Here is an 18753-nt window from a genome sequence, read left to right as displayed (position 1 = left end):
CCTGCTCCTTTACTGGCCAATTGTGATGTGGATGTTGCCGAGCTGATCTACGCGCACACGGTTACGTGGGTGCACGACAATCGTGGTCCCCGCATCCTCGATCACTGCCGGTCCGTCAAAGGTCATGCCCGGCTCCAATTTGGCGTTGTCATAGATGCACGCTTCGTGGCGGCCTTCCAATGCGTAATCCACCAGGCGTCGGCCTTTGAGGGCGGCTGTCAGCGTTGCCCCGGTTACCGGCATTTCACCCAGGTCGAGCTTGCCGATCTGAGCCACGGCGACGACATGAAAGCCGACAATTTCCAACGGCGCATCGAGGCGGTAGCTGTAGTGCTGCTCGTACAACGCATGGAATCGCCCGGAAATTGCTTCCCAGTGATCTACAACACATTCGTTAGCCAGCAGCGGCACTTCGACCGAATGCTCCTGATTCTGGTAACGCAGTTTGCAGTGAGCCGTGAGCTCGACTTGATGCGAATCAACCGCTGGGTCTTCAAATTCTTCACGCGCAGTCAACAGCAACTGGTCAAGGAAGCCTTGGGCTTCGGCCAGCGCACCTTCGCGGTCACAGTCAAAGAAGCGATTGACGAACATGTCCCGGCGCAAATCCGACATGGTCATGCCCCAAGCAGAGAAAACCGGAGCACCTCGCGGGATGATTACCTTCTTCACACCCAGTTCCTGGCCAAGCGCCACAGCGTGCATGGCACCTCCGCCACCAAATGCGATCAGGGTGAATTCGCGTGGGTCATAGCCGCGGTTGAGGGAAACCAGTTTCAGGGCATTGACCATGTTGTCGTTGGCGATACGCACGATGCCACGGGCGATCTCGACGCTCGATAAACCCAGCTCTGCGCCCAGTAAACCGAGCGCACGCTCCACCGCTGGCATATCGGCTTGCAGCTCACCACCACAGAAGTAGTCCTTGTTGATCCGGCCCAGCACCAGGTTGGCGTCGGTGGTGGTAGCGCATGTGCCGCCATTGCCATAAGCGGCCGGACCGGGCTGCGCGCCCGCCGATTGCGGGCCGACGTGCAGCTTGTCGAATTCGTCGACCCAGGCGATCGAACCACCGCCGTTGCCGATTTCCACCAGGTCCACCACTGGCACCATGATCGGATAACCGGCGCTGATTCGATCGCGCTCGATCCAATAGTCGGTTTTGATGGTTACCTGGCCATCGCGGATCAGCGAGCACTTGGCCGTTGTGCCGCCGATGTCCAAGGCGAGCAAGTTGGGTTCATCAATCAACCGGCCCAATTCGGCGGCGGCCCAAAAACCACTGGCAGGACCGGACTCGACCATGGTGATCGGTGTTTCACGGGCGTGCGCTACCGTGTCGACGCCGCAGTTCGATTGCATGACGTAGAGCGGAGCCTTGTAGCCCCCTGCTCGCAGCCCACGTTCAAGGTCACTCAAGTAGCGCGCGGCAATGGGCTGCACGTAGGCCGACAACACCGTTGTGCTGGTGCGCTCATACTCTCGCCATTCGCGGGTAATCTGGTGCGAAGCCACGACCGAAACTTCGGGCCACAGGCGCTGCACTTCAGCCAGGACCGCCAGTTCATGGGCAGGGTTGGCATAAGAATGCAGAAGACACACCGCGATCGCCTCAACTTCTTCTCGGCGCAAGTCTTCGAGCAGCAGGGCAAGCCCGCTCAAATCCAGTGGCTCACGTTCCTGCCCATCCCAATGCATGCGACCGGCAATTTCGCGACGCAGGTGACGCGGGACAAAAGGCTGGGGTTTTACCCATTTGAGATTGAAAAAATCCGGGCGGTTGGCGCGGGCGATCTCGAGGATGTCGCGAAAGCCTTGGGTGGTGATCAAGGCGGTGCGAACACCGCGACGCTCGGTCAAGGCGTTGATGACGACGGTGGTGCCATGGGCAAGGAAGTCCACCTCATCCAGGCGAACATCCGCCTTGTCCAGCACATTGAGAATGCCCTGTTCGAAATTGGGCGGCGTTGTGTCTGATTTTACCGTGCGGATCGTTTGCCGGCCACTGACCGAATCTGTCTCGAAATAGACCAGGTCGGTAAAGGTTCCCCCGACGTCGGTCGCTACGCGCACGGTCTTGCCGTTCATACCCACAGTACATCTCCTAGCATGATTGTTTTTATTGGCAACAGGAGTCTGAAATCCCTTGCCGTTCAGGCAATGAATCGCTGTTGCAATCGATGCTAAGAACCCGTTGGGCAGACTTCAACGCTGCCGGTGGGTAGGCACGAGACGGGTAGCGAGGTTACCTACCCAAATGGGTAGGACGGTCACGCGCGGGGGTCGAGCAGTCCTTCACGCAGGGCGGTGCTGATGGCCGCAGAACGGTTCTCGACCTCAAGTTTGCGAAAAATCTGCTTGAGGTGAAACTTCACGGTGTTTTCAGAAATGTCCAATGCCAACGCGATGGCCTTGTTTGACTGACCGCCAGCCAACAACGTCAACAACTGCATCTCCTTGGCGCTGATATGAGCTCGTGGACGTACAGGATGCGCCCGCCAACCGCGTAACCGGGTGATCACCGAGGACATGCCGGGGAATGCGTCGGGTAACACATCGAGCATAGGCAGCAACGCCGGTCCCACCTCCAGCAGCAGTCCCATCAAGCCTTGGCCTACAACCGGTAAAAGCGTGCCGCTCACCTCTTCGGCGTCCAGCTCGCCACGGACTTTGTAACGGACCAGCATCGCCATAATGCGTAAACGCCAAACCGGCAAAATCAGGCCCTTTTGCAGCAACGCTTCAATGTCACGCTCCAGGCGAGCAAGGGCAGCCGCCGAGGCACCGCTGGCCAACAATAGCCGTGCGAGGGCCAAACCGACTGCCTCGCGATTACGCCAGTCCAATTCGTCGGCAGGCAGGGTGTCGAATCGATGAAGCTGCAGTTCCTGGCGGGCCTGGGAAACCAGGCCCGATTGCGCCAACAAGTCGATCCGCCATGCATGAACCAGGCGTGTTAGCCGATCAAGCTGCCTGTCATTAGCGATTCGGGCGATTTTCTCCAGTTCGGCCAGTGCCGGTTGTACACCCAGTGCGCGCAAGGCTGTACGCCAGGAGACTTCCGCGGTAGCGGCAAACACGTCGAGCCAGCCATCGGTATGCTCGAGCGAGTCCCAGCCTTCGCGGATCAAAGGTTGCACCTCAGCCCATGCACCTTGCCAATAGAGGTGTTGAGCCTTGAAACAGCCCACCACAGCCTTGAGCGAGCTTTCGCTGCCAAAGTTCTCCTGCGCCATGCACAAGGCTTCGTCGATCAGCACCCCGGCGCCTGATACCTCCCCTGTCAGCGACAAGGCTTGCGCTTCATGAATAAGGCAATAGTTCTCACCCAGGGGACTTGCCACCATCCGCATCTGCAACCTCGCCGCACGGGCCACACGCAAGGCTTCGGGCAGGTTGGGATACGCCAGGCAACTCATCGCCCGCACACATTGCAAGGTCGCCAGGGCCAAAGCACTTCCGGCCCAGTCTGCGCCGCTCAGCGCCCCCTGTTCATTATCGAACTGATCGAAATAGGCCTGGGTCAACCCCTGGATCACGGCGAAATCACGTTCCATACGCTCATCACCGCGCACTGCAACCTTGGCCAGACGCAACAGCTCGGTCGACAGTGCCCGGTTACCCAACTTGGCGTGAAGATATGCCTGCATCAACAACAGATCCGGCTCGCTGCTACGCGCTTGCTCGTCGAACTGTTGCAACAGGCTTTGCGCGTAACTGATGCCTTTGCGCAACACCAGCTCCCAGCCCCCGGCGCGCACCACCAGGTTTACCGCCAACACGGTATCTTTAGCACGCAACGCATGGGAGACCGCCAGTACCCAGTCGGTTTGCACTGCCAGCCAATGCGCAGCGGCCTGGTGAATGCGCTGGGACCGTGGAATATCCAGACGAGGACGCAGGAAGTCGGCCAGCAGCATGTGATATCGGAACCAACTGCGATGGGAATCCAATGGCACCAGCAACGCGTCGAATGCCGATAGTTGCGCCAGCAACTGTGCACTGTCCTCGCGCCCCCGCACTACATCGGCCAGTTCAGCGTTGAAGCGCTCCAGCAAGGACGTTTCCAGCAGAAAGGCGCGACATTCTTCAGATAGGTTCTCGAAGATTTGCTCCGTCAAATACTCTGCGACGTCAGCAACACGACCGGAGAACGACTGCAGGCCAAACAGCGAGCCATTGGCACCCGCAAGCCAATGGTGCGCCAACTGCACAGCTACCGCCCAGCCTTCAGTCTTCTCGTGCAGACTTGCCAATGCTGGTTCGCCAAGATGCACGCCAAAAATCTGTGCCGCCTCAGCGGGTGACAGCATGAGATCACTGGCCCCAAGTTCATGAACCAGACCTTGCGACTTGAGTCGGGCCAAGGGCCAGGCGGGGCGCATACGGCTCGCGACAACAAGATGCAGCCATTGACTGCCCCGTTCGAGCAACGTCAACACCACCTCATCGACCGCACTGTTGGACGCGCGATGATAATCATCCATCATCAGCGTCACTCGGCGTCCATCGCTCGCAAGTAGTTGCAATAACGCCGTCACCGTACGCTGCGGCCGAACATCTAGCGTCTGAGATTGCGCCAGCGCTGCCAGGCCACCGACATCCAGCCCTGCCGCTTGCAGCGCGCAGATTAGATAAGCAAGAAAACGGTTTACCTCGGCATCGGCTTCGTCGAACGACAACCACGCCGTCGGCGAGGCAGCGTGCTCTTGCAGCAGGCGAACCCGCCATTGCGCTAACAAGGTCGTCTTGCCGAAGCCCGCAGCAGAGACGACAAGCGTTAAAGGTTTGTGCTGGTTGCGCTGTAACGCAGCCAGTAATTCCTTACGAGGCACCGCCTCCAGCTGGGCTTGGGGCGGCGCAACCTTACCCATCCACATCCAGGCACTAGGGAACTCTGAATCGTCCATACTGCAAAAGCCGAGTCGAATATGACTGTGAAGATGTTGAATGCCCCAAACAAAGTCAAGAGACACCAAGACTTTGTTACGCCTCTGCCCGTTGTTGTTTGCGCAGACTGTGCACACGATAATCGCGCGACAGCCAGCCGTAGAAGTGGGGGAACACGAACAAGGTACCGACCAGAATTCAACAGCCGTTCTCCTGCTTTATTGCTGAATTCAACGGCGTAAAAAAGGCCATCTACACCGATGACGATCGGTTGCTCTGCTCACGTAATTACAAGGTTCTTTAACACTCGGAATCCAGGAACTGATGTTCAGACAACTTCACCCTCGACGAGGACGCTTCAGTTGTCCCATCCGTAGGCATCGAGCTCCTTCGGGCCTCAAGCGCAAGTGCTGGACATCTTTCACACGATACTTCACCATCTTGTGAATATGGCGCCGAATGGCTCGATCACTTCTCAGTGATACGACCGATACCGCACGCATCACGGTATCGCTCCTTGTCGTGGTTGCAACTGTGCATGTAGCCTTGGCCGTGCGTGATCTCACTCCACAACTTGCCTACCTAAATGGCCTTGTAGACATCTCCGCGTACCTCATTACCGTTGAAGAAGAACGCCGCATAGATGTGGTATGCCACGATCATCGCCCTGCTCCACCGCATAGATAACCAAGGAGGTGATCAAACATAGGGTTACGCTCATGCTGAGCAGTCAACCGGTCAAGATCATCGAAGACTTGTTCAACTCGCAGCCTGACCTGAACCGTTGGGTAGTAATACAGATCGAGCGATTATCCTCTGCTGGTATCGAAGCCCCGCAGGCGATCCCCATAAGACTTCGTAGCCGCCTTACAGAGGTAGCTAGCGCGATGGAACAACGCAGGTAATTCGTCCTCATCACCAGGACGGGCATACCGGTCTATTCGGTATTCAGGATTCTCCGGGATATGGACCAGCCCCCTTACGTGATCCACTGACAGACCCAGAGCACTCGCCCACGCCTCCTCCATGCGACTGATATTGTTGGCCCTCTCAGAGCGTAGGCGTCCCACCGTGTAGTAGGCATCCCGGTTGAGCAGAATAAGCAGGTGGTAGTGCGGCCTCCCTCCCTGACCGACCTCCCTAGCCCAAACATAGCGAACCTTGCAGTCACGGGCGTAATGATTCCGCTCACGTGCCTTGTCTCGGTTGTGCTCGATCTTGGCGTTGAAGGAGGCGGTGAACCTACTGATGACCTGATTCGTACAAGCATGGATAGGGAGATCAATACCCTCGGGCAGCCTAAGATCCACCCTGAAGGCCAGCATCCGCGGGTACTGAGCTAGTGCCATGCCTATGGTACGTTTTAACCGGGAAAGGTACTCCCTAACGAAAGGTCCCTTATCGCCCATCACGGGCTGACCTTCAAAGGTGTCGCTGTAATGCAGGTGGAGGTTGGTGTTGCCGGGATGACGAAGAGGGTAGTGGCGGGGGGTGCTAGGATTGCTATTCATGTTATGACGCCTCAGTTGGTGAGTTCCATAACCTGAGCCTGTTGTTTATTTTTTTACCGTTACTTCGTACCTGCCCCCTACCCTCTTCAGGATGTGCTTGTCGATGCTGCAATGAATCTGCCCACGAACCCTATGGGTAGTAAGTATCAGTAAAAGCATACTACCCGCACCGCGAATGGCTCTCTCGGCCACACCGGGATTGTGGGAGGAGTTTTCAAAGTTACACCGTGAATTTCTTCAGGGCGTCTACTCTGGAGATAAACCATCGATCTGCGCCCTTGATAGCCATCAACCCGAATTCCGACCTCCCAACGATCCGAGCAATAAGGAGAAACATTACTCGGTCTGCTGGGGACGTCCGATGAGGGGTTCTGCCCTATCCAGCATAAGCGCCATGACCGGCTTCCAACCGGTCATGGCGCACAGGGTCGTTTTTAGCTGGCCATGCTCAAGCGGGCAGACCGAACTGAAACGGTCTCAGCTAAATCCCGCTCCTCGATCCGTGCCAAGATCCAATCGTCTATTTCGCTCTCAACCCAGCCGACGCAGCGTTCGCCGAGTGAGACCGGTTGAGGGAAGGTACCTTCTGCGATGTATTTGTAGATGGTCGACCGGGCAAGACCTGTCGAATCGATGACTTGTTTCAGGCGGATGATTCGCATGAGTGGGCTCCTCTGCTTGGCTCAGAGGAATGGCGGGGTTAGTAAAAAATGACTTACCCCTTCACCAGCCGTCTCGCGGGAGACGAGGCCAGCCCACAGAATTGTCGATTCTGCAGCGACATCTCTGCCTCGGTTTCCCAGGTTTGAGGCTCAACCACGCGATGCCTTGCTTCCCGAAGGACCATGCACTCAGGAGCGCCCAGCGGGGGCGGCTGCAGCACCAGTGTAATGACTTGATAACCCGCGTTCGCCGATGCCGGCAGGATGCTCAGGCATCCTGGTTCAAACCCGAGCCAAGTCACCTGATCAAACCTCACCTTGAACTCCCGGGCTATATCAAACACCAGACGGCAAAAATGCTCTACCACCGCCCCCAACTCGGAGTTCGTTTGCCCTTCTTCGAGTGCCGATGGTTTGCGCAGCGCCGCAGCGATATTTGCCAACAGCCAGCCAGCGTCAATTGGGTGAACACGATCAAGGTCAAGCCAATGCCGAGAAAGCAGATCAGAGGCATGGCGCAACAGCATGTGCTGAAGCAGCTCGAAAACTTCGATTTTTTGCCCTGCTAGAAATCGAATTACCGCGCCGGGTGTTTCAGACTGAGTTTCACCGTGTCTACTTCCGTGGGCCTGCATATCCCGCCGAAGAATTTCCCCGTGATCAATGCGCTTGCCATCCCAGTCCCTGGTCACATGCACCATTACCGCAGTACTGCTTTTCACAGCGAACATCGAATGATTCAGATTGAGGTAATACGTACTGCTGATCTTCCCACCGCTAAACACCGAACTGGATAATCCCGGCACCCACCGACGGACCAAACCCAAGGCGACTAATCGCTGAAGTCGATATCTTAGGCTGTCGGGATCGAGCCCGGTGGTACGGCGTAAAGCGACGTTACCAACCCCTAGTACCATGCCAAAGCGGTCCGCATGCGCCAGCAAAACACCCAGCAACAAACGATTGCAGGCACTCAATTGACCGCGAGCACCACGGGGCGCAGGCTTACCCAGCCTAGTAAGGGCCGCCCTCTCCTTCCGCCCCTCCTGAGGTTCTCCTAACCTCTCCGTCACCATTGCGACTCCAGAGAAGAGCCGCTGCAGGTGTTGGGAGTGGAGCCCGTATGGGCATTGATTGGCCCTCAGCGCAGCGATCGTTCCCGCTGCAAGCAGGTAACTAATTGTCGGCCGGCCACGTCCGGCCACTTGCGACAACCGACACACTAGACCGACTGACACGAGTTCAGCGAGAGCGGCACTGACCAGCGTTTCAGAAAGCTGAAGCTGTTTAGCTAGCACCTTGCCGCTGTAGACAGTGTGCTCGTTGGAATCCTGAAGAACAGCGCATGCCATCGCTTCCAGGAGAAAACGCGCCTCCGCACCACAGGTGGCCAACGCCTCGATCATTCCCTGGATATGCAGAGCCAAACCGAAATCTACCTTAATTAAATATCTGTTTCTACACCTGTAAAATAACTTAATCAAATACTTCATACAAACGCATAACGTTACGGTAACGCCATGCATCGCTATTGAAAAGGTCTTTAAGTCACAGTACAAAAGACATTTAGGAGGAGAGAAAACCAATGGAAAAAGCAGCTAAGAATGACCTTAAGTGGCTGCACCGGGATGAATGGGCATGGGCCGAACGCTACCTCCAGGAACGCGCTAACAGTCTTGGTTCCAGCGCAGCGTTCATACCTCGACGCAGAAATCCGGAATATAGCGGAACAGTCGAGCTCATCCGTTTTTTTGAGCAGCATGCCGCCGGGCTCAAGCTAGTCGAACGCATGAAAAATGCCCTACGACAGCGCAGGTACCGGTCACCGAGCAATGGCAAACAGGCCTGTACCTTTTCCTTACCCAACTCCACCGTTAAGAAGCTCCGTCTTCTGGCTGCCGCTCCCGGCCAGACAGAAACATCAATCGTGACCGAACTCATTGATGACCTGCACAGCTTCACCCAGGAACAGCAGAGGAAAGCTAAACAACTGAAGGAAGCCGCACAAAGTGAGCAGAAAGCGGCCAAGCAAACGAACGCCATGCTCAAACGCCAACTGGACGAGGCGATAAAGCACCTAGAACGCCATGTGGAGCTGCTAGTGATGTGGGAATCGTCGATGGAAACCAATCACCCCCCTTTCAATGGCGACGAGGCTGATGCACGTCGAGAGGTCGAAAAGCGGATGAAGGGGGTGAAGAGATCGCTCAACTTCATTGCGTTTGAGCATGACGTTGTTAGCGAAAGGTTGATTTGAGCGCAAGCAGAGACGCGTGACGAAAAACTACCTGCCAATTGAACCACGGAAGAAAATCCCACACGTCGCAATAATGGGTGACGCCTACGGCGGAAAGCAGGACAGAGTTCACAGAGCGAAAATCACCGAAATCCAGATGGGGGAACAAATGTGGGAACAAAATACAGCGAGCACAAAAAAGCCCCGTAAAACGGGGCCTTTAGGTTTAAATTTGGCGGTGAAGGAGAGATTCGAACTCTCGATACAATTTCTTGTATACACACTTTCCAGGCGTGCTCCTTAAGCCACTCGGACACTTCACCGTATCTCTTCAAACAAGTTCTGTCTGTCGAGGCGCGCTAATGTAGTCGAAAGCTTTCGATATGACAAATGTTTTTTTCAGAATTTTCATGTGCTTACGGGATTCGCTGTTTTTGGGGTCGGGTCATGGCGGGCGAATCTGCCAAATTCCGGTAACCGGCCCTTCCCCTGCCGCGCCTGTTCGGCAGACGCGCCGCCCTCTATATAGAAGGCGCAAGCCATTTGCCTGACTCACCGGTCAGTCACAATGCTTTACCTGCGCCTTGGGGCTGGGTAACGTCTGCCCACTTCAATACAAGGAATTGCGCCATGAGTGACTTGATCTCGTATCACCTGGAAGACGGTATCGCCACCCTGACCTTGAGCAATGGCAAAGTGAACGCTATTTCCCCGGACGTGATCACTGCGTTCAACGCGGCTCTGGATCAGGCCGAGGAGGATCGCGCGGTGGTGATTATTACCGGGCAGCCGGGCATTTTGTCGGCCGGTTATGACTTGAAGGTCATGACCGCTGGCCCTGCCCAGGCGATTGAACTGGTAAGACAGGGGTCGACTCTGGCTCGCCGTTTGCTAGCCCACCCATTTCCGGTGATCGTCGCTTGCCCGGGGCATGCCGTGGCCAAGGGCGCATTTGTGCTGTTGTCGGCGGATTACCGGATCGGCGTCGAAGGCCCGTTCACCATTGGCCTTAACGAAGTTCAAATCGGCATGACCATGCACCATGCCGGGATCGAGTTGGCACGGGACCGGCTACGCAAGTCGGCCTTCCATCGCTCCGTGATCAACGCCGAGATGTTCAACCCGCACAGCGCGGTAGACGCCGGCTTCCTCGATCAGGTGGTCAAGCCCGAAGAACTGCAAGCCGCGGCTCTGGAAATGGCCCGCCAGTTGAAGAAGATCAACATGAAGGCGCACAAGAACACCAAGCTCAAAGTGCGCAAAGAGCTGCTGGAGACACTGGACAAGGCGATCGCAGAAGATCAACTTCACCCTCTCTGACCCTGGCGCCGCTCTCCTGTCCCGATCGCCCCCTGCGGTCGGGATTCTCTCTCCCCACCCTCCCCGACACCTCTAGCCTGCACCTGAACCCTCTCGCTGAAACAAATACTTAAACATCAGCAATCTCCTGTGTGTATCGGGGTAATTGCCGAATACAGTGCACATCCGTACACTGCGCCAAATTTTGTTTTAGCGAGCCTGTAAATGCTACTTTCGATACGTATGTTGTTGATGAGCCTGCATTTTATGATCGCTGGCGTACTCGGCGTATTGCTTGGAATCTGTCGCCCGTTCAACCCGGACAACAGCCGACTGTGTGCGCGGCTTTATGCGTGGCCGTCCAAATGGATCCTGGGCTACAGACTCAAGGCCGAGGTTGGTCCGTTGATGGACAAACCCCAGAGCTGCGTGATTGTGGCCAACCATCAGTCCAACTACGACTTGTTCGTGTTCGGTAATGTGGTGCCGCATCGCACTGTGTGCATTGGCAAGAAAAGCCTGAAGTGGGTGCCCCTGTTTGGCCAGCTGTTCTGGCTGGCGGGCAATGTGTTAATCGATCGGGGCAATGCGCAAAAAGCCCGTCAGTCAATGCTGACCACCACCCGCACCCTGCAAGAAAAAAACACCTCTATCTGGGTGTTTCCGGAGGGCACGCGTAATTTCGGTGAAGCCCTGCTGCCATTCAAAAAAGGCGCATTCCAGATGGCGATCAGTGCCGGTGTGCCGATTGTGCCGGTCTGTGTCAGCACTTATAGCCAGCATTTGAAACTCAACCGCTGGCACAGTGCCGATATACAGATTCGTTCCTTGCCTGCGATTCCAACCGCCGGGCTGACACTGGAGGACATGCCTGCCTTGATGGAACAGTGCCGCGAGCAAATGCGCGAGTGCATCGAGGCGATGGACCGCGAGGTGCTGGCACAGCAAAACCGCCGCTTGCCACCCATGGCCGGGGGTAATGCGCCAGCCTCTAACCCGAACCTCTGAATGTTTCTGGTCTCCAAGTGGGGCATTGCACGCTAAGCTGCATCTTCGTGCCATAACCCTTTGAAGAAGAAGCGATTAGAACTATGGGGAGAGTTGTAGCTGCCGCGGTTTACAGCGCAGGCAAAAAAGTCACCGACATCACTCTGGACGAAGGCAGTGGCTGGGCCCAAAAGCCCGGCCACTTCGTCTGGATCGGCCTGGAACAACCCGACGCCCAAGAGCTGAGCAACTTGCAGCGCCAGTTTCACCTGCATGAACTGGCCATTGAAGACGCCCTGGAACAACACAGTCGACCCAAGCTCGAAACCTTTGGTGATGCGCTGTTCATCGTCATCTACTCGCCAGTCCGCAATGAAGGCAAGCTGGACTTCGTCGAAACCCATATCTTTGCCGGTAATGGCTACATCATTACCTGTCGCAATGGTCACTCCGCCTCTTATAGAGCTGTTCGTCAACGCTGCGAGGCCCGCCCGCTGCTGCTGGATCATGGCGAAGACTTTGTGTTGTACGCCCTGCTCGATTTCGTTACCGAAAGCTATCAGCCCGTCAGCGAGGCCATTCACGCTGAAATCGAGCAACTGGAACGCAATATTTTGGGCAACGCCCTTAATGAAGCCGACATTGTGCATTTGCACGGACTGCGCCGCGATGTTCTGCGCTTGCGGCGGTATGTGGCGCCCATGGTCGAAATCAGCGAAGAGTTGCAGCGCCTGACCTTCCCTTTTATCGACAAGAACATGCGTCCGTATTTCCGCGATGTGCAGATCCACGTCACCCGGCAAATGGAAGACCTGACCACCCTGCGCGACATTGCCACTCAAACGATTGAAATAGTCGTGCTGCTGGAGTCATCACGGCAAAGCATTGTGCAGCGCAAATTTGCCGCCTGGGCAGCCATTCTGGCTTTCCCGACAGCGGTAGCAGGTATTTACGGGATGAACTTCCAGAACATGCCGGAGCTGAGCTGGCACTACGGCTATTTCGGCGTGCTGGGGTTTATCACTCTGGGCGTGACCGGGTTGTGGGCCAGCTTCAAGCGCTCTGGCTGGCTGTAATCACAAGCCTCGCTACCCTTGCCCGCGAGACTGGCACCGCGGCTTCGCGCCGGTGATGCCATCGCGAGCAGGGCCGCGGCTGCGGTGCTTGTGAGTTATGCCGATTCAGCCTGGGGTTTGTGCGAGACAAAACGCATCATCCACTCGGCAACTGTACGACCGTGATGGTCGTGTTCCAGGCTGGTGATCCCGGTGCTGTATATCTGCTCCCCCAGACTCTCCTGACGCAGATTGAGCAAGGCCCGTGAGTAGTCATGAATGAACTCGGGGTGCCCCTGAAAGCACAGCACTTGATCATTGATGTGATAGGCGGCAAACGGGCAAAAGTCGCTGGACGCAATTACCGTGGCGTTCTGCGGCAAGGCGGTCACTTGATCCTGATGGCTGATCAATAATGTGAGGTCTTCGATAGCCGGGCTCATCCACGGCGCACTGGCGGCCAGTTTGTACTGATGAGTACCGACGCCCCAACCCTGGGTAGCGCGCTCACTCTTGCCGCCCAGCAGCAACGCCAACAACTGGTGACCAAAACAGACGCCGAGTAATTTGTCACCACGCTCAAAACGGGTCAGCAAATAGGTTTTCAGCGTCTGGATCCATGGATCAGTGCCGAAAGAGTCCGCTTTGCTGCCGGTAACCAGATACGCATCAAAGCTTTGATCGTCTGACGGGTACTCGCCATTCATTACGTTAAAGATGCTGAATTGCGCAGCAATAGGCTGCTGGGAGAACAGATGTTTGAACATCTGGCCATAACCTTGATATTGATCAACAAACTCTGGACGCAAAATGTCGGTTTCCAGAATGCAGATGCGTAGCGACATAAAAGTACCTGGCACGAAAAAGGCGATAGAGATGATTGCAACTCGACAGAGCCTGCCTTGAAACGGTATTTCAAGGCAAGCACTCAACGCGGGCTTGCCCCATGGCGAGCAATTACTCCACGGCCCGGCACCGGATGCCGCCGGACAGATGGTGCCTTAATCAGGCTCCCTGACGAACGGTAGGGTACTAACAGTTAGCGAGACCTTTGAGCCCACTGCGTCTAGCAATGGCCTGACAGAGCGAGCACAGAAAGTCTAATAGCGTTTTAGAAACCTAATTTATATGGATGATGTAAAAGGGTTCTAAGCCATATGTTATGTGGCCTCTAAGGTTAACTTTGTCGACGGATAAGGCGCTTTCATTAATTGCGCCCTTGTCTTTCCGCATCGCCGCCCAGGAATAACAAAAAAAGGCAGGTCGCCATGCTCAAATATACGAAAGTACGCCAGGCCGGGCTTATTCTCTTCGCCACCACCTTGCTCCTGATTTTGCCCAACCTCACCAAGGTAATAGGCTAAGGTATCGCCTTCAGTTCGGGCCAGTGGTACACGGCCCGTCGATCACAACAGAACAGCATCCCCATTGAAATCACTGACTCTCTTCATCGTTTTCTTACTCAGCCTGCCGGCTTGCGCTGCTCAACTCACAGTCGAGTCCGGCAGCGGCAGCCGCAGTTGGCAAACCGCCGAGCTATTGCAGCATCCGGCGGCGCAAACTCTGCATATAACTGATGATGTTTCTTACAAACGCAACATGACCTATCGCGCTATTCCACTGGCCACCCTGCTTGAAGGCATAAAGCCCGATGACCACCTGCAAGCGGTCGCGCTGGATGGTTTTGCCGCAGAACTCGCCGCTGCCCCATTGCTCAGCCAGAGCGGTGCAAAAGCCTGGCTGGCAATTGAAGACCCCGCTCACCCCTGGCCACCGCTGGGCAAGGGGAAACCCAGTGCGGGGCCTTTTTACCTGGTGTGGACCGACCCTCAAGCCAGCCATATCAGCCCCGAACAATGGCCTTTCCAGGTGGTCAGTTTTAAACGCCAATTGCCGGTTGCCGAACGCTTCCCGGCATTGCGCCCGGACCCCGCCCTGCCCAAGGATTCACCGGTCAATCAGGGCTTTGTGCTGTTTCAAAAGAACTGCCTGGCCTGTCATCGCCTCAATGGTGCCGGCGATGCTCAGTTCGGTCCCGACTTGAACATTCCATACAATCCGACCGAATATTTTGCTGCCGACTTTCTCAAGCACTACATCCGGGACCCACAAAGCCTGCGGCAGTGGCCACAGGCGCGCATGCCCGGGTTTTCGCCAACTGTGTTACCTGACAATGAACTGGAACTGTTGATCCAGTATTTGCAGCACATGGCAACGCGCAAAGTGAGCTCTTGAGAACAAAGACTTGCTCGCGGTCGCGACACAAGCGCAATGCAGACCGCTAAAACCAGAACGGCCAGCCCAGAGGCCAGCCGTTAACTCTTTAAACTTGACTCAATTTAGCAGGCCACGCACCTCCTGCTTGACGCCCCAGCCTTCAATAATCCCGCCCAGGGGTACAACCACCGCTTCGAAGTCCTGTTCAAAATCACCAATACCACCATAGGTGGCGTACATCACTTTGCTCAATTCCAGATTCCAGGCACCGTCATCACGTACGTTGATCTGGGCATTCAGGGATTCACCACAAAATTTTCCTGCTGCTCTGCGCGCCCGCTCCTCGTCCGGGAAGATTGCGTAAAACTCAATGGGATGGATGCGGGAAAAATCAAAACCGCCTTCTTTCATGCGGCGCAGCACATAGCTGCTGAGGTCTTCTTGATGGGCTGTGCTCATGAAACGTCCTCCTCGCAATGGATAGACATTCAGCGCTCCCTGCCGGCAACTGGTTGGCCGTGACAGAGAGTAATAAGCATGTAGCGAACAAGATCAGAGCCAGTCGATTACTTCGCTGGTCCGGTTGAAGAGTAGCCCCGCCGTGCAATGACTGCCAAGAGGGGAAGATTGAAATAGCCGGATTTTTTGACCGTCAAAGACTTGCACGTCCTCGCCCGGCACCTGAACAGATGCGCTGTCCAGGAACCAGGCAACGGGCTCTTTTACTTCTCGGCGCGCTCGCGAAGCGCTTTGAGGGTATTGAAAGGCGCATCTACCACAAACTTGTTGGCCAACCAGGAAGGCACGCTGCCACCCGGCTCGGTATGCACCTGGTAGGTGACTTCTGTGAGGTTGTCGCCTTTAGGGACCATTTTCCAGAACCCGTCGACCTGAGCCACCCGAACGAAGCCTTTTTCTTCCGGGATGTAAGTCGGCAGGCCTTTCAAGGCACGCGTCAGGGTGCCATCGGCCCCAACACTCGAAGTGACCAGCAGTACCGAGTCGCGAGGGGTAACCGGCCAAGGGGTATTGAACTGGGTGTAAGTCCAGCTCTGATCGCCTTCATGCTTGAGCAGCTTTTGCGTTTTGCATTCGTGGATCCAGGCACAGGCGCCCGCCGCGTTTTCTTGCAAAGCACTGATTTTGGCAAGAGGTGCCTTGATGGTGGTCACCCCCTGGTAGGCCTTGTACTGAGACCCGGGAACTTCACTCAACGAGACCTTGATACCGTCCTCATTTTTCGCAACTTTCCAGTCTTCTGCCTGGGCCACACCCACCAGCAGTACACTCAAACCACACGCCAATGCCACTCGATGCAACGAACCCATTGTCTTATTCCTTATTGTTGAAGGTCAGCTCACTGAACAAAAACACACTAAGCCGCAGTCATCCGCTCCCACCAGCCGATCAGCTTGATGGCTTCTGCCTGACTGCTGCCACAAACCTCGATGTCGGCCTGAAAAGCACCACACACGGCCGGACGCTCAGGCTGGCCGAACAAACCGCACAAGTAGTCGACAGAAAGATGCAGGCAGCGTTCCCCGGCAGGTTTGCCATGGGGCATGCCGGGTAGCGGTGTACTGATGGAAGGGGCTATACAGCAAGCGCCACAGCCTTCACGGCAGTTCATGACGTTAGCTCCTCATTCGGGGCAAAGTGCGTTGATGACAAGGGATAGTACTCGCTGGAACGGGCGTTTGAAATTGACCGTTCAGCAGAAATGATCGTGACTGAACAGTCAGTTTTTAAGTTTGCCTCAATAAAATCGAAGACGGTGCATTCGGCGCTTATTGTTTGAATTCAAACTCAAGCGCGGCGCCGTCGATTTCATTCTGGCGTGCTTCATTGCGCAACGGCAGCCCCATCTCATTGCTGAGCAGACGTCCATTCAGTTGAAAAGGACTTTCATGCTCGGGCTTTTCGCCAAACATGTTTGGCAGTAGCGGCTTGTGCGCAGGCATGGGAATGGTACCCAGAGGCCGGAGCTGGCTGACCATGTCGGGTGGCAGGCTCAAATCAAGTTTGGCGGCGGGCAAACGCTTTTGCGCAATTTCATGCGCAGACCTGGATTTGGACGCAATGGGCGCACGCTTTTTTGTCGGGGCTTGCCTGGCAGCCGCAGGCTTTGCTGTGGAACTGGCAGTGTGCGGCTTCGCAGTGGATGTTTGCGGCTGTGCCTGAACGGCAGTTGCCGCGCCCGCGTTGAACGCAGCCAACACGCCCATCAATATAAGCCCCACACTAAATGTCGCTTTCATAACTCCACAGCTTTAACGGTTGAGGTGCATATGCTGGCGCTTTAGTACCAGAGTGACAAGTCCATTGTGACTTAATGGTCATATCGGCAGCTGTATTCACTCATTAATAGAGGCTTGCCGTCTCCATGCAAAGCTGACTTGCCAGCATGCCCAGCGTCATCACGGCCCGCTCGGCCTCGCGGTTCCAGGGTAATGCGCAGTTGAGGCGGATGCAGTGGTTAAACTGTTCGGTATTACTGAAAATAAGCCCCGGCGCGATACTGATACCCTGTTGCAGCGCGCGGACATGCAGCTCCTGGGTATTGACCCGTCCCGGCAAGCTGACCCACAAAATGAAGCCGCCACTGGGGCGCGACATTTGCGTACCTTCCGGAAAGTGCTGCTGAACCGCCAGCTGAAACGCGCTGAGATTCTTGCGGTACTCCTGACGGATAAAGCGCAGATGGCGATCGTATCCGCCGTTTTCAAGGTAGGCCGCTACCCCCATCTGCGTGACACTGCATGCCGAATGAGTGGTGAACGTTTGCAGGCGCTGGATTTCCTGCTGGAATTTACCGGCGATCATCCAGCCGATTCTCACACCCGGCGACAAGGTTTTAGAGAAGCTGGAGCAATAAATCACTCGATCCAGACGGTCATAGGCCTTCAAAGCCTTGGTGCGACCGACTTCGAACATCAGCTCGCCATAAATGTCATCTTCAACAATCTGAATATCAAAGTCCGAGGCCAGGCGCAGCAACTGCTTCTGCCGCTCTTCGGGCATGGTGCCACCCAGAGGGTTGCTCAGGCGGGTGGTCAGGACCAGGGCTTTGATCGACCATTGATTTGCCGCCAGTTGCAAGGCCTCAAGACTCATGCCGGTAGCAGGGTCGCTGGGAATTTCGATCACTTTCAGACCCAGCAGGTCGGCAAGCTGCAGCAGCCCGTAATAGGTAGGTGATTCTGCGGCAATCAGATCGCCCGGGCGGGTCAGCGTGCGCAGCGACATTTGCAGGGCATCGACACAACCGTGAGTGATGATCACCTCTGAGGGATCAACCACAACCCCGGCGTCGCGCATGCGGATCGCAACCTGGCGGCGCAGCGGCTCAAAGCCCGGACTGAACATGTAGCTGAATGCCCGAGGGCTATGGAAGCGCGTGACCTTGGCCAATTGCTGATGCAATGCCCGCACCGGCAAATAGTCGACGCTGGGCACTGCAGCCCCCAGTGGAAACACCCCTTCGCGGCGCGACTCAACCAGCACTTGCTGAATGATACTGCTGCGGGTAACCAGCCCTGGACGTTCTACCCGGGCAATATCGGGGGTAGGTGCCGTCAACGCGGGGGTCTGGTGCACGTAATAACCAGACTGCGGACGCGCCCTGATCAAGCCCTGATCTTCAAGGTTGGCGTAAGCCTGCAACACCGTCGCGTGACTGACATTGAGCTGCGAACTCATCTTGCGCACCGAGGGTACCCGTTCGCCCGGCTGATACACACCGCGCCGAATATCTTCAGCCAACTGCTGAGCGATACGTTGATAGAGCAAGAGGTTGGTCATGTCGCAGCACTCGATGTTCAGGCATTATTTTTATGAAGAGCATGTTCTTGAGAGCAATAACCGGAACAGTTTAGAAGTGTACGGGCACAGTTGTC

Annotated in this window: 16 protein-coding genes and 1 tRNA gene; 5 read left to right on the top strand and 12 right to left on the bottom strand. The window is 55.9% G+C overall.

The window, feature by feature from the left end; translation table 11 throughout:
• Positions 1-9: 9 nt before the first annotated feature.
• The 5 genes from ACP7BO_RS04335 to ACP7BO_RS04315 form a co-directional block, all read right to left on the bottom strand.
• On the bottom strand, positions 10-2088 hold the full coding sequence (locus ACP7BO_RS04335) for a hydantoinase/oxoprolinase family protein (protein WP_426208763.1): 2079 nt from the start codon (positions 2086-2088) through the stop codon (positions 10-12).
• A 182-nt stretch (positions 2089-2270) separates the two neighbouring features.
• Complete coding sequence (locus ACP7BO_RS04330; protein ID WP_426208761.1) at positions 2271-4910, bottom strand: LuxR C-terminal-related transcriptional regulator; 2640 nt, start codon at positions 4908-4910, stop codon at positions 2271-2273.
• A gap of 789 nt (positions 4911-5699) precedes the next feature.
• A complete protein-coding gene (locus ACP7BO_RS04325; protein WP_193077820.1) occupies positions 5700-6401 on the bottom strand; it encodes an inovirus Gp2 family protein in 702 nt (233 codons plus the stop codon).
• Positions 6402-6835: 434 nt separating this feature from the next.
• Complete coding sequence (locus ACP7BO_RS04320) at positions 6836-7063, bottom strand: helix-turn-helix transcriptional regulator (protein WP_426208759.1); 228 nt, start codon at positions 7061-7063, stop codon at positions 6836-6838.
• Between the two features lie 53 nt (positions 7064-7116).
• On the bottom strand, positions 7117-8556 hold the full coding sequence (locus ACP7BO_RS04315; protein WP_426208757.1) for a hypothetical protein: 1440 nt from the start codon (positions 8554-8556) through the stop codon (positions 7117-7119).
• Positions 8557-8648: 92 nt separating this feature from the next.
• On the opposite strand from ACP7BO_RS04315, the gene ACP7BO_RS04310 reads away from it, so the two are divergent.
• Positions 8649-9320 carry a hypothetical protein gene (locus ACP7BO_RS04310; protein ID WP_193077905.1) on the top strand — a complete coding sequence of 224 codons (672 nt, stop codon included), beginning with the start codon at positions 8649-8651 and terminating at the stop codon, positions 9318-9320.
• Positions 9321-9532: 212 nt separating this feature from the next.
• Here ACP7BO_RS04310 and ACP7BO_RS04305 read toward each other — a convergent pair.
• Positions 9533-9622: transfer RNA gene (locus ACP7BO_RS04305), tRNA-Ser, on the bottom strand.
• Positions 9623-9929: 307 nt separating this feature from the next.
• Between ACP7BO_RS04305 and ACP7BO_RS04300 the strand changes: the two genes are divergently transcribed.
• From ACP7BO_RS04300 to ACP7BO_RS04290, 3 genes are all read left to right on the top strand, one after another.
• Positions 9930-10619 carry a crotonase/enoyl-CoA hydratase family protein gene (locus ACP7BO_RS04300; RefSeq protein WP_426208754.1) on the top strand — a complete coding sequence of 230 codons (690 nt, stop codon included), beginning with the start codon at positions 9930-9932 and terminating at the stop codon, positions 10617-10619.
• A 204-nt stretch (positions 10620-10823) separates the two neighbouring features.
• The gene (locus tag ACP7BO_RS04295; protein ID WP_426208752.1) at positions 10824-11606 is read left to right on the top strand and encodes a lysophospholipid acyltransferase family protein; all 783 of its coding nucleotides are present in this window, start codon (positions 10824-10826) and stop codon (positions 11604-11606) included.
• A gap of 83 nt (positions 11607-11689) precedes the next feature.
• On the top strand, positions 11690-12661 hold the full coding sequence (locus tag ACP7BO_RS04290; RefSeq protein WP_060691143.1) for a magnesium and cobalt transport protein CorA: 972 nt from the start codon (positions 11690-11692) through the stop codon (positions 12659-12661).
• A gap of 95 nt (positions 12662-12756) precedes the next feature.
• Here the strand turns inward: ACP7BO_RS04290 and ACP7BO_RS04285 are convergent, their stop codons facing one another.
• A complete protein-coding gene (locus ACP7BO_RS04285) occupies positions 12757-13485 on the bottom strand; it encodes an amidotransferase (RefSeq protein WP_397456046.1) in 729 nt (242 codons plus the stop codon).
• A gap of 583 nt (positions 13486-14068) precedes the next feature.
• Here ACP7BO_RS04285 and ACP7BO_RS04280 point away from each other — a divergent pair.
• The gene (locus ACP7BO_RS04280) at positions 14069-14875 is read left to right on the top strand and encodes a c-type cytochrome (RefSeq protein WP_426208750.1); all 807 of its coding nucleotides are present in this window, start codon (positions 14069-14071) and stop codon (positions 14873-14875) included.
• A gap of 99 nt (positions 14876-14974) precedes the next feature.
• Here the strand turns inward: ACP7BO_RS04280 and ACP7BO_RS04275 are convergent, their stop codons facing one another.
• From ACP7BO_RS04275 to ACP7BO_RS04255, 5 genes are all read right to left on the bottom strand, one after another.
• Positions 14975-15316 (bottom strand): ribonuclease E inhibitor RraB, encoded by a 342-nt coding sequence (locus ACP7BO_RS04275; RefSeq protein ID WP_060691140.1) that lies wholly within the window; start codon positions 15314-15316, stop codon positions 14975-14977.
• Between the two features lie 263 nt (positions 15317-15579).
• On the bottom strand, positions 15580-16185 hold the full coding sequence (locus ACP7BO_RS04270) for an START domain-containing protein (protein WP_060691139.1): 606 nt from the start codon (positions 16183-16185) through the stop codon (positions 15580-15582).
• Between the two features lie 47 nt (positions 16186-16232).
• The gene (locus tag ACP7BO_RS04265) at positions 16233-16487 is read right to left on the bottom strand and encodes a YkgJ family cysteine cluster protein (protein WP_060691138.1); all 255 of its coding nucleotides are present in this window, start codon (positions 16485-16487) and stop codon (positions 16233-16235) included.
• A gap of 157 nt (positions 16488-16644) precedes the next feature.
• On the bottom strand, positions 16645-17115 hold the full coding sequence (locus ACP7BO_RS04260) for a translation initiation factor 2 (RefSeq protein WP_272481309.1): 471 nt from the start codon (positions 17113-17115) through the stop codon (positions 16645-16647).
• A gap of 103 nt (positions 17116-17218) precedes the next feature.
• Positions 17219-18658 (bottom strand): PLP-dependent aminotransferase family protein, encoded by a 1440-nt coding sequence (locus ACP7BO_RS04255; protein ID WP_060691136.1) that lies wholly within the window; start codon positions 18656-18658, stop codon positions 17219-17221.
• Positions 18659-18753 lie beyond the last annotated feature (95 nt).

The organism is Pseudomonas sp. TWR2-1-1, from assembly GCF_049897045.1.
Taxonomy (GTDB): Bacteria; Pseudomonadota; Gammaproteobacteria; order Pseudomonadales; family Pseudomonadaceae; genus Aquipseudomonas; species Aquipseudomonas versuta.
The sequence above is the reverse complement of the archived record's forward strand: the minus strand, read 5'-3'. Positions and strand labels throughout refer to the sequence as shown.

Coding starts and splice junctions, on each gene's coding strand:
- ACP7BO_RS04335 (WP_426208763.1), bottom strand. CDS start 2,088: ATGAACGGCAAGACCGTGCGCGTAGCGACCGACGTCGGGGGAACCTTT.
- ACP7BO_RS04330 (WP_426208761.1), bottom strand. CDS start 4,910: ATGGACGATTCAGAGTTCCCTAGTGCCTGGATGTGGATGGGTAAGGTT.
- ACP7BO_RS04325 (WP_193077820.1), bottom strand. CDS start 6,401: ATGAATAGCAATCCTAGCACCCCCCGCCACTACCCTCTTCGTCATCCC.
- ACP7BO_RS04320 (WP_426208759.1), bottom strand. CDS start 7,063: ATGCGAATCATCCGCCTGAAACAAGTCATCGATTCGACAGGTCTTGCC.
- ACP7BO_RS04315 (WP_426208757.1), bottom strand. CDS start 8,556: ATGAAGTATTTGATTAAGTTATTTTACAGGTGTAGAAACAGATATTTA.
- ACP7BO_RS04310 (WP_193077905.1), top strand. CDS start 8,649: ATGGAAAAAGCAGCTAAGAATGACCTTAAGTGGCTGCACCGGGATGAA.
- ACP7BO_RS04300 (WP_426208754.1), top strand. CDS start 9,930: ATGAGTGACTTGATCTCGTATCACCTGGAAGACGGTATCGCCACCCTG.
- ACP7BO_RS04295 (WP_426208752.1), top strand. CDS start 10,824: ATGCTACTTTCGATACGTATGTTGTTGATGAGCCTGCATTTTATGATC.
- ACP7BO_RS04290 (WP_060691143.1), top strand. CDS start 11,690: ATGGGGAGAGTTGTAGCTGCCGCGGTTTACAGCGCAGGCAAAAAAGTC.
- ACP7BO_RS04285 (WP_397456046.1), bottom strand. CDS start 13,485: ATGTCGCTACGCATCTGCATTCTGGAAACCGACATTTTGCGTCCAGAG.
- ACP7BO_RS04275 (WP_060691140.1), bottom strand. CDS start 15,316: ATGAGCACAGCCCATCAAGAAGACCTCAGCAGCTATGTGCTGCGCCGC.
- ACP7BO_RS04270 (WP_060691139.1), bottom strand. CDS start 16,185: ATGGGTTCGTTGCATCGAGTGGCATTGGCGTGTGGTTTGAGTGTACTG.
- ACP7BO_RS04265 (WP_060691138.1), bottom strand. CDS start 16,487: ATGAACTGCCGTGAAGGCTGTGGCGCTTGCTGTATAGCCCCTTCCATC.
- ACP7BO_RS04260 (WP_272481309.1), bottom strand. CDS start 17,115: ATGAAAGCGACATTTAGTGTGGGGCTTATATTGATGGGCGTGTTGGCT.
- ACP7BO_RS04255 (WP_060691136.1), bottom strand. CDS start 18,658: ATGACCAACCTCTTGCTCTATCAACGTATCGCTCAGCAGTTGGCTGAA.